13 protein-coding genes are annotated in these 8,976 nt (G+C 52.7%); 6 read left to right on the forward strand and 7 right to left on the reverse strand.

The features are described from left to right. Window positions 1–2: 2 nt before the first annotated feature. Genes IPL71_RS10960 through IPL71_RS10985 form a run of 6 tightly spaced genes read left to right on the forward strand, consistent with a single transcriptional unit; the run spans window position 3 to window position 3,524 of the window. Window positions 3–335 (forward strand): hypothetical protein, encoded by a 333-nt coding sequence (locus tag IPL71_RS10960; RefSeq protein WP_345321498.1) that lies wholly within the window; start codon window positions 3–5, stop codon window positions 333–335. Beyond that, window positions 290–832: a hypothetical protein gene (locus IPL71_RS10965; protein ID WP_345321500.1), complete on the forward strand. Its 543-nt coding sequence runs from the start codon at window positions 290–292 to the stop codon at window positions 830–832. Before IPL71_RS10960 ends, IPL71_RS10965 begins: the two co-directional genes overlap by 46 nt. Further along, window positions 829–1,335 carry a hypothetical protein gene (locus IPL71_RS10970; protein WP_345321502.1) on the forward strand — a complete coding sequence of 169 codons (507 nt, stop codon included), beginning with the start codon at window positions 829–831 and terminating at the stop codon, window positions 1,333–1,335. The genes IPL71_RS10965 and IPL71_RS10970 overlap by 4 nt, the downstream gene beginning before the upstream one ends. Then, entirely contained in the window at window positions 1,332–1,814 is a 483-nt protein-coding gene (locus tag IPL71_RS10975; RefSeq protein WP_345321504.1) for a hypothetical protein, read from the forward strand. Before IPL71_RS10970 ends, IPL71_RS10975 begins: the two co-directional genes overlap by 4 nt. Continuing rightward, window positions 1,789–3,153, forward strand: a complete 1,365-nt coding sequence (locus tag IPL71_RS10980) for a hypothetical protein (protein ID WP_345321506.1) — start codon at window positions 1,789–1,791, stop codon at window positions 3,151–3,153. Before IPL71_RS10975 ends, IPL71_RS10980 begins: the two co-directional genes overlap by 26 nt. Then, a complete protein-coding gene (locus IPL71_RS10985; protein WP_345321508.1) occupies window positions 3,150–3,524 on the forward strand; it encodes a hypothetical protein in 375 nt (124 codons plus the stop codon). Before IPL71_RS10980 ends, IPL71_RS10985 begins: the two co-directional genes overlap by 4 nt. A gap of 49 nt (window positions 3,525–3,573) precedes the next feature. Here the strand turns inward: IPL71_RS10985 and IPL71_RS10990 are convergent, their stop codons facing one another. From IPL71_RS10990 to IPL71_RS11020, 7 genes are all read right to left on the reverse strand, one after another. Next, the gene (locus tag IPL71_RS10990; protein WP_345321510.1) at window positions 3,574–3,903 is read right to left on the reverse strand and encodes a hypothetical protein; all 330 of its coding nucleotides are present in this window, start codon (window positions 3,901–3,903) and stop codon (window positions 3,574–3,576) included. After that, on the reverse strand, window positions 3,884–5,701 hold the full coding sequence (locus IPL71_RS10995) for a VWA domain-containing protein (RefSeq protein ID WP_345321511.1): 1,818 nt from the start codon (window positions 5,699–5,701) through the stop codon (window positions 3,884–3,886). Before IPL71_RS10995 ends, IPL71_RS10990 begins: the two co-directional genes overlap by 20 nt. 183 nt (window positions 5,702–5,884) lie before the next feature. Next, window positions 5,885–6,445: a VWA domain-containing protein gene (locus IPL71_RS11000; protein ID WP_345321513.1), complete on the reverse strand. Its 561-nt coding sequence runs from the start codon at window positions 6,443–6,445 to the stop codon at window positions 5,885–5,887. 41 nt (window positions 6,446–6,486) lie between these two features. Beyond that, the gene (locus IPL71_RS11005) at window positions 6,487–6,873 is read right to left on the reverse strand and encodes a four helix bundle protein (RefSeq protein WP_345321515.1); all 387 of its coding nucleotides are present in this window, start codon (window positions 6,871–6,873) and stop codon (window positions 6,487–6,489) included. A gap of 3 nt (window positions 6,874–6,876) precedes the next feature. After that, complete coding sequence (locus IPL71_RS11010; protein WP_345321517.1) at window positions 6,877–7,074, reverse strand: hypothetical protein; 198 nt, start codon at window positions 7,072–7,074, stop codon at window positions 6,877–6,879. Between the two features lie 73 nt (window positions 7,075–7,147). Continuing rightward, complete coding sequence (locus IPL71_RS11015) at window positions 7,148–7,786, reverse strand: hypothetical protein (RefSeq protein ID WP_345321519.1); 639 nt, start codon at window positions 7,784–7,786, stop codon at window positions 7,148–7,150. A gap of 246 nt (window positions 7,787–8,032) precedes the next feature. Continuing rightward, complete coding sequence (locus IPL71_RS11020; RefSeq protein WP_345321521.1) at window positions 8,033–8,749, reverse strand: BatA domain-containing protein; 717 nt, start codon at window positions 8,747–8,749, stop codon at window positions 8,033–8,035. Window positions 8,750–8,976: the final 227 nt, after the last annotated feature.

Consider the following 8,976-nt stretch of genomic DNA (forward strand, 5'->3'; position numbering starts at 1 on the left):
TCGTGTTCAAGGGCACCTTTGATGTACAGGTGGTTAAAGGCGCAAAGATCTATGTTGTAGATGACGTGGATTGCACCGGCGAAACCTGTCTCGTGGATGGTATCGTCGCTACGTTGACGGTGAAGTTCCCCGGCGTTGGCGGAGTCCATACCTATGCTCGGATGCCCGATGGTGGAGGCGTGGAAGAGCGCACCTGGAAGAATGACCAATCTGAGATGGCCGTGCTCAAGGGCACATATGATGTTTCTGTGGTCAAGGGTGCGAAAACTTATCTTGTGGAAGATGTGGATTGCCCGGTGACACCTGTCTGGTGGAGGATATCGTCGCCACGTTGACCGTGAAATTCCCCGGCATTGGCGGTGTCCATACCTATGCAAAGATGCCTGATGGCGTTGCTAATACTGCTGGCGGCGGGGGCGTTGAAGAGCGCACCTCGAAGAATGACCAATCTGAGATGGTCGTGCTGAAGGCACCTACGATGCAGGTGGTCAAAGGCGCGAAAACCTACGTGGTGGATAATGTCGATTGTACCGGCACCAGTTGTCAGGTAGATGGAATCGTCGCCACGTTGACCGTGAAATTCCCCGGCATTGGCGGAGTCCACACCTACGCTCGGATGCCCGATGGCGTCGTGAATATTGCTGGCGGCGGAGGCGTTGAAGAACGCACCTGGAAGAATGACCAGTCTGAGATGGTCGTGCTCAAAGGCACCTACGATGTTTCTGTGGTCAAGGGCGCGAAGACCTATGTTGCCGATGATGTTGACTGCAGCGGCGAGACCTGCCTTGTAGAGGGAATCGTTGCCACATTGACCATCAAATACCCGGAATGACGGGAATTCATAACTACGTCAAGATGCCCGATTCAATCAGCAATTCAGCCACGGGTGGAGCTGTGGAAGAGCGCACCTGGCAGAACAATGAATCGGTCATGATCGTTTTGCGTGGTTTCTATGATGTGCTGGTCGTGAAGGGCAGCGACTCGTTCATCTATGATGATGTGGATTGCACGGCCTTGACTTGTACTCTGGATAAGGCCAGCCTTACTGTGAAGTTCCCCGGAATTACCAGTGTGCATACTTATGTGCGCAAGAGCGATAACGTTGCGGGAACGGCGACCGGGACACAGGTTGCGTCTCAAACCTATAAGACCGATCAGGCTGTCTTTGCCGATCTGCCCAACGGTTTTTACGATGTGATCGTGGTGAAGGGCTCTCAGACCAAGCTCATTGACAATGTGACCGTGCTTGGCGGTTGGGCCACCGTGGATAAGATCGTGGCCACGCTGACGGTGAAATTCCCGGCATTGCGGGTGTCCATACCTACGCCAAGGTGAATGACGGCGTAGCTGGTACAGCCGCTGGTGGAAGTGTTGAAGACCGCACCTACAAGAATGACGAAACCTCGATGGTCGTGTTGAAGAGCACCTATGATGTCATGGTGGTCAAGGGTGCGAAGCAGAAAGTCATCGACGCGGTGGATTGCACGGGTGAAACCTGCGTGGTGGAAAACATCGTCGCTACACTGACCGTGAAGTTCCCCGGCATTGCCAGTGTGCACACCTACGTCAAAGTGAATGACGGTGTGGCGGGCGCATCTGGTGGTGATGTGGAGAACCGCACCTACAAGAATGACGAAGCATCCATGGTGGTATTGAAGAATACCTACGATGTGGTTGTGGTCAAAGGTGCGAAGCAAAAGATCATCGATGCGGTGGATTGCACGGGCGAAACCTGCGTGGTGGAGAATATCGTCGCTACACTGACCGTGAAATTCCCCGGCATTGCCGGTGTACACCTACGTCAAAGTGAATGACGGCGTGGCAGGCGCATCGGGTGGCGATGTGGAGAATCGCACCTACAAGAATGACGAAGCATCCATGGTGGTATTGAAGAATACCTACGATGTGATTGTGGTCAAGGGTGCGAAGCAAAAGATCATCGACGCGGTGGATTGCACAGGCGAGACCTGCATGGTGGAGAATATCGTCGCAACACTAACGGTGAAATTCCCTGGCATCAGCGGCGTCCACACCTATGTGAAGGTGGATAACAGCATTGCTGGCACAGCCACTGGCGGTGATGTGGAGAACCGCACTTATAAGAACAACGAAACCTCCATGGTGGTTTTGAAGAACACCTACGACGTGGTCGTGGTCAAGGGCGCGAAACAGAAGGTCATCGACGCTGTGGATTGCACAGGGAATACCTGTGTGGTCGAAAACATTGTTGCAACCTTTACGCTCAAATTCCCCGGCAAGACCGGTGTGCATGTCTATGTCAAAGTGACCGATAATGTGGCTGGCACAGCCGCAGGCGGCGATGTAGAAAACCGCACCTACCAGAACAATTCCACTACGATGGTGCTGCTCAAGAACACCTATGATGTGGTGGTCAAGATCGGAGCAGATTCCTTTATCCTCGATGATATCAATTGCACCGGGAATACCTGCACCTACAGCCTCGCGGTGGTCAAGCTGGTCAATAGCGCGAACGCGGCGCTGGCCGGAGGCGTGGTGAAATATTATGACGGCAGTTGGCATCCCGTTGGCAATACAAATGCAAGCGGACTGATAGCTTTTGGGTTCCCTGGGACATCAACCAACCTGCTGTTCAGCGTGGACTATGCGTTCACGCACAACGAAAAGTGGCAGAATATCGCCACCAATCCGATCGTTCTGTTCCAGACTAAAAAGGTTGAAGTGCAGCTGAAGAACAGTGGCGGAGCATTTGTCGATGCCGGTGTGGTCAAATATTACACAGGCGCCTGGCATGATCTTGGCAATACCTCCGGCGGCAAGGTCAGCATGGAATTGCTGCCCTCCAACATCCTGTTCAGCATGGACAATCAGTTCGTGCACAATGAAAAATGGCAAAACACCACTACAGATGCCACGGTTGTTTTCCAGATGAAGAACGTTGAAGTCCAATTGAAGGACAGCAGCGGCGCGCTGATGGACACCGGCACGGTCAAATATTACACAGGTGCATGGCATGATCTTGGCAGCACCTCAGGCGGCAAAGTGAATGTGGACTTACTGCCTGCGAACATCCTGTTCAGCATGGACAATCAATTCGTCCATAACGAAAAATGGCAGGATACCGGCGGCAACGCAACCGTGTTATTCCAAACCAAAAGATCGTGGTGCAATTGAAGGATAGCACTGGTGCCCTGATGGACACCGGCACGGTCAAATATTACACGGGTTCATGGCACACCTTCGGCACAACCTCTGGCGGTGAAGTCAGCATGGAATTGCTGCCTGCCAACATTTTGTTCAGCATGGACTATGCCTTTACCCACGCTGAAAGATGGCAGAACACTGGCCTCAACGAAACTGTTGCATTCCAGACGGGCAAGGTAACCTCGGCCACTGGAACCTGCGCGCAATATTACACGGGCAGCTGGCACGCCTTCACGAATGGCATGGAATTGCTGCCGTCCAACGTCCTCTTCCAGTTCAATGACGGGAATCCGCAAGCATGGTTCACGCCTGTATCTGGAGTGACGAACAACATCCATTAACAGAACGCATTGCTTGAAAAAATGTGCCCCGAATTTTCGGGGCACATTTTTATTTTCGAATATTCTTTTTTCTGGCGAGCAATGCGGATGTGGTCGATGTGGATTCTTCCACCTTCGATGGAGTCTCCCGCGCTTCTTTTTCTGGCCTCGAGACTGAATCTGTTTCAACAGGCATTTCCTGCGCCGATGAATCGACTCTTGTCACAGGCGCATTGTCACGCACGCGACTCTTCGCGCTGAACAACGCTTCCATTTGCGGGCTTGTTTGTGCGGGTACTTCGCCCTGAGCACGTCGAAGGGTGGTCTTTTGTTGTACCCATTCGCGCAGGCGAAGCAGATCGGTCTTTGTGACGATGAGTCTACGGATGGCGATATCCACGGGAAGGAGCAATGCGGCAATCAACAGCAGCAACGGGGCGATTGGCTGTGTGGCGCGGGTGGCTTTCAGGTCGTGCTTGAAAACGTCTGCTGGGAGGGGAGAAGCAACTTGCCCGTTGGCCAATGCCGATAGACGCAGGAGCAGGTCCGGGTCCGATTCGATGCGCTGATATTCTGGTGAGTAGGATAATGCCCACCCTGTCGTCTCTGCAAAGAGGCGGATTCACTTCAGAGTCAGCTGTCCCCGAAAAATGAATGAGATAGATTCCCTGTTCGGTTGGCGTGAATGCGGATTCGTATCGCCCGGGCGCGGTTTGCGTAAATATAACGGTTTGCGCTTCGCCATTCGGCGCGACGATGCTGGCTTCCACTTGATAGCCGTTGAGGAAACCGCCCGCACGGTCGCGCGCGTCGAGGGTGATGCTGGCGTTTTCACCTTGTGTGTCGATGCTCATTTGCAGCGCGGAGTTGAGCGAGTCGTTGATGGTGTAGCGCACGGCCTGCACCCAAAAGGTTGGGAAAATTTCAGAGCGTGCCCAATCACGCGCCCAACGGCCCGTTGCATCGGAAGTGAATGCCACGGATTTACCGAGGCCGTATTGCCATGTGGCGAGGATCGGGTCGCCTTTTTCTGATTCGAGAATCACCTGTGCGAGGTCTTTTGCACTGGAGGCAACATAACCGTGTAGTTGCGGCACTTCGGTGATGTTGGCGAGAATCGGCGACGAATTGACCAGAGTCGGGAAAAATGATTCTTCGACGATGTAGGCGCGCGTGGCGAGTGTGGTTTCTTCGGTGAAGATGGTGGCGATGGTGCTCGCGTTATTGGTGAAGTGATAACGGCCGCCGCCGATTGCGGCGATGTCTTTCAGAAAAGGCGCGGCATCGTTGCCAACGCCAACAGTGGAAAGTGTGATGCCATTTTCTTCGTACAGTTTTTTCACAAGTTCGGGAATGCCAGTGATGTCTGCGCCGCCATCGGTAAGTAGAATGACATGTTTGGCTTTTGACGGATCATCGGGCAGAATCTTCGACATGGCGAGCAGGCCTGCGTAAATATCGGTGCCGCCGCCGATTTGAATTGTACCGATAGCGTTGACTATGTCAGCAGGGTTTTGCAGATCGGTGATCGGCACCACCCAGCTGGCGGTATCGTCGAATGCGATCACACCGACATGGTCATTCGGGAAAAGCAATTCCACCGAACGTGCTGCGGCTTCTTTGGCAAGTTCGAGTTTGGTGACGCCGCCGCTGGTTTCAGACATGCTTCCAGAATGGTCAATAATAAAAACAATCGTCAGTGACGGGCGGCGTTTTTCGTCTTTGATTTGCATATCCACAGGCAAGGCATCTTCGAGTGGCGTGCCATAATAGCCGCCGACGCCATAACTGGTTGGCCCGCCTACAGCTACAAGTCCGCCGCCGAGATCGCGCACATAAGATTGCAGGGTTTCCATTTGATTGCGGTCAAGCTGCCGCGCAGGGACATCTACCAGCACAACCGAGTTATATTGCGCGAGCGTGGGCAAATCAGCAGGCAGGAGGTTCGGCGCGATCATCTTCACATCAAAGCCTGCGGATGTGAGCGAAGCCAGCAGTAATGAAGTTTCATCGGGGCGGATCTCACCGCCAGGAATTACTTCACCTTCGGGCGGGGCCACCACTAAAATACGCGGCGGACCTTCCACCTGCGAGAACGTATCCAGCCGATTGTTTTGATAGAAGGCATCTTGTTGAGGCGTGACCTGCACCTGATACGTGACAAAGCCAGGGTCTTGCGCGGTGAGCGGCAGGCTCAAGGTTTGCAGGCCTTTATGCAGATCATGCCGCCTTCGTAGATCATTTCGCTTTGCGAAAACACGCGCACAGTCGCCTGCATGGATTGGTTTGCTTGAATGGAAACATTCAAATCAAATTTTCGCCGCTGCGTAAATGCGTCGGCGCATCCACTTCGGTGACGAGGGCTTCGGCGTCAATCTGATTCACAAACGGGACAACGACGATCTGCGCATCGGAAGCTGCAGCGAATTCGGCGGCCTTGCCGCATTACCAGTGGTTTCCGCGCCGTCAGAGAGAATCACCATGCGTTTTGCGAAACCGGATGGGAACATCGCCAGCCCGAGCTGAATCGCCTCCGCGAGATCGGTTTGGTTTGTGATCGGTACAGATGTGATCTCGGCGAGTTCATTCAGTGCTGACATCGGTCGCTCCACCAATGCGTCCGCGCCGAAAAGAATCACCGCGGCTTGATCGTCCACGCCCATGGATTGCAGCGCCTCGAGGATGTAGCCCACTTCCGCATCCACCGCTTGTTGCGGCATGGAGTCTGAAACATCCACGAGAAAGACGACGGCAAGGTTATCACCGCTTTGGACGATTTCCAATCCAGAGATGGCGAGAATCAAACATAGGACGATCACAAGCCGCAGAATTAACGAAGTAGGTTCGCGCTTCCTTGACTGACCCGCAGCAGGATACCCCAGCCAGACAGTGATCGGCAGGAAGAGAAGAAGCAGAAGGAAGAGCGGAGAAGTGAAACGCATTGGAAAGGATGAAGGATGAATTATGAAGGATGAAAAAAGTGCTAAATCTTTCCCATTCTTTTCTTTATTTTAGTCACTATGGTTGTAAAAATTGCGAGAAGTTCATTGGTTTCCTTGATAAGTTCCTCGGCTTTTTTGGAAGGTAGAATGCCGCTTTTTACCAGCAGATCGAGCCAATAACCGGTTTCGTCCAATTCTTGCAAAACGGACTCGAATTTGTTAACGATATAAGCGTCGGATTTTGCGCGATTTCCTTCACGATAATTTGCGCCTACGGATGTGCCAGAACGGAGAGTCGCCGCCGAGGACTTGCGCTTCTGTTGTTTTCGCAGATAGCTTGACGATCCGCAATGCGAAGTCAGAGGTTCGGGTTTGTAGATCAAGCGGGCCGCTTTTTCCATATTTGTCTTTTCTCCGATTTTATTCATCCTTTATCCTTCAGCCTTCATCCTTATCCTTAGTGGTTTGCGATGAAACACCTGCCATTCGATCATCAGAATGACCAAAGCAAAACCCGCCATCCATTTCCAGAATTCTTGCAAGCCGATCTGCTGGGAAACGGTCGGTGTGACGGATGTGCTGCCAAGTTGCAGGCTTTTCGCGCGGCTGGATGTTTGACCTGGCTTCATCGAAAGATTGACGGCGAAATATTCCGGCGCGGGTGGAGGTTTCGGTGATGAAATTCACGGCATAAAGCCGAGTTCATCGGTGTTGCTGAACAGGTTTTGCCCGGGCGGCACGGAATAGATTATGCCTGAAGGCGAAGAAACGATCACTTGTTTTGCATCCGTTTGCGGGACGAGGAAAGGCTTTCACCAGCTTGCAGAGATTGTGACGAGTCAAATGCGCTGGGCGGCGCGAGGTAATTGATGAGGTTGGAGAAAGGATCGGATACGCGATCTGCAAGGGCAGGTCACTTTCGCGTAAATCAAATGACAAGGCGGCGATTCTCTGTCCGTTCGTTTCGCCTGCAAATACCAGTGGATTGTCATCGGTTTCGATCAGAACACTCATCCAATTTGGCAGGGTCACTTTATGCGCCTGCAACACGTGGACGGTTTTCCAGTCCACAAATTGAGTGAGCGCATGTTCGTTGACTTGAAATTCGCCCATTTCTTTGAATACATCGCCGACTTCAAAAAGGATCGTCGGCGGGTTGATGAGCAGTAAATTTGACTTTGGCAACTCGGCAGGAACGTACCCGTCGAAGACATACAAGTCAAACGGGTCGTTGGGGATCTGCAGAGTTCCATCGTCAGCGGGCAGGGCTCGGAAGGGTTGAATGCCCGGGAGTGAAGCCAATAATTGTTCGAGGAATAAATTCCCTTTTGAAACCAACAACGCACGTCTCGCTGCGGACGATTGATAAATTGCAAAAGCGGTGTCGTCTTGTGAAAGCGAATCTAATTTTTTGTTGGCGTCTGCGGGGTCGGAAATGCGCTTTGTATACCGCCGTTGTCACAGGCAGGTTTTCCATCGAAACGCTTGTTTTCGAATTTGCAGAAATATTCAATTGACGCGCATCGAATAATTCATCTCCGCGATAAAGCGAAAGCAAAACGGTGCGATTGGCTGCGCTGTAATTGGTCACTTCTGCGAATAGCTGCGGAACGCCGTTTTCAGCGCGTAACGCCAGCGCAGAAATGGCGATGTTGTCATTGCCCGTTCCAATGGGAATATAACGCACTTCGCCAGGGCAGGAGGCAATCCGCTTTCGGGGAGGCCGCCATCAGAGATGATGACGATGGTGGGGGACGTGCTGTTGCGGGTTGCGCCTGCGGCCAGCGCGAACGCGGCTTCCCAATCCGCGCTGCCTTGCGTGACCTGTGCTTTGGTCAGCGCTGCTTTGAGCAGGGACGAATCTGATTCAGCGGCGATCAAGGTCTGCGGGGTTTTTGCAACCAGGATCAGGGTCATGGATGAAGCGTTTGTCAGTCCATTGATCAGAGCCAGCACGGATTTCCGCGCCTCCTCAAAACGGGATGGAGTCACATCCGTCGCATTCATCGAAGCGGACGCATCCAACAACACGATGACGGATCCTGATGCGACGACTTTTGTTTGCAGGGCGGGGCGTGCCAACGCAAAGACCAGCGCGGCGAGGATGAGCAATTGAAGAAAAAGTAAAAGATTGCGTTTGAGTTTTTGCCACGGAGCATTCGCCTGCCTGTCGCGCAAGAGTTGTTCCCAAAGCAGAGTTGAAGAGACTTGCGTCTGTCTGCGGCGCAGTTTGAGCATGTAAAGCAGAAGGATGGGAATGGCGAGCGCACTGAGCGCGAAGGCGAGCGGGGTGAGGAATTGCATTTGAAAGGATGAAGGATGAATTATGAAGGATGAAACCTATCGGTTTGCGTTACCTGCGCTGGGGCGGGGACGGCGAAGCCGTCCAGTCAGAAAAATGAAAAGGCGTAGTAAACTGCTTGGGATTTGCGCAGAATCCCCAGCGTCAAATGCACACTTTGTTAGGCGCGGTTTTTACGCTGATGTTGTTTTTCAATTGAATCTCTAGGTTCTCTCAAACAATAACGCTA

Source organism: Candidatus Villigracilis proximus, from assembly GCF_016717045.1.
GTDB lineage: Bacteria > Chloroflexota > Anaerolineae > Anaerolineales > Villigracilaceae > Villigracilis > Villigracilis proximus.

Coding starts and splice junctions, on each gene's coding strand:
- IPL71_RS11010 (WP_345321517.1), bottom strand. CDS start 7,074: ATGAAGCCAGGTCAAACATCCAGCCGCGCGAAAAGCCTGCAACTTGGC.
- IPL71_RS11020 (WP_345321521.1), bottom strand. CDS start 8,749: ATGCAATTCCTCACCCCGCTCGCCTTCGCGCTCAGTGCGCTCGCCATT.
- IPL71_RS11000 (WP_345321513.1), bottom strand. CDS start 6,445: ATGCGTTTCACTTCTCCGCTCTTCCTTCTGCTTCTTCTCTTCCTGCCG.
- IPL71_RS11005 (WP_345321515.1), bottom strand. CDS start 6,873: ATGAATAAAATCGGAGAAAAGACAAATATGGAAAAAGCGGCCCGCTTG.
- IPL71_RS10970 (WP_345321502.1), top strand. CDS start 829: ATGACGGGAATTCATAACTACGTCAAGATGCCCGATTCAATCAGCAAT.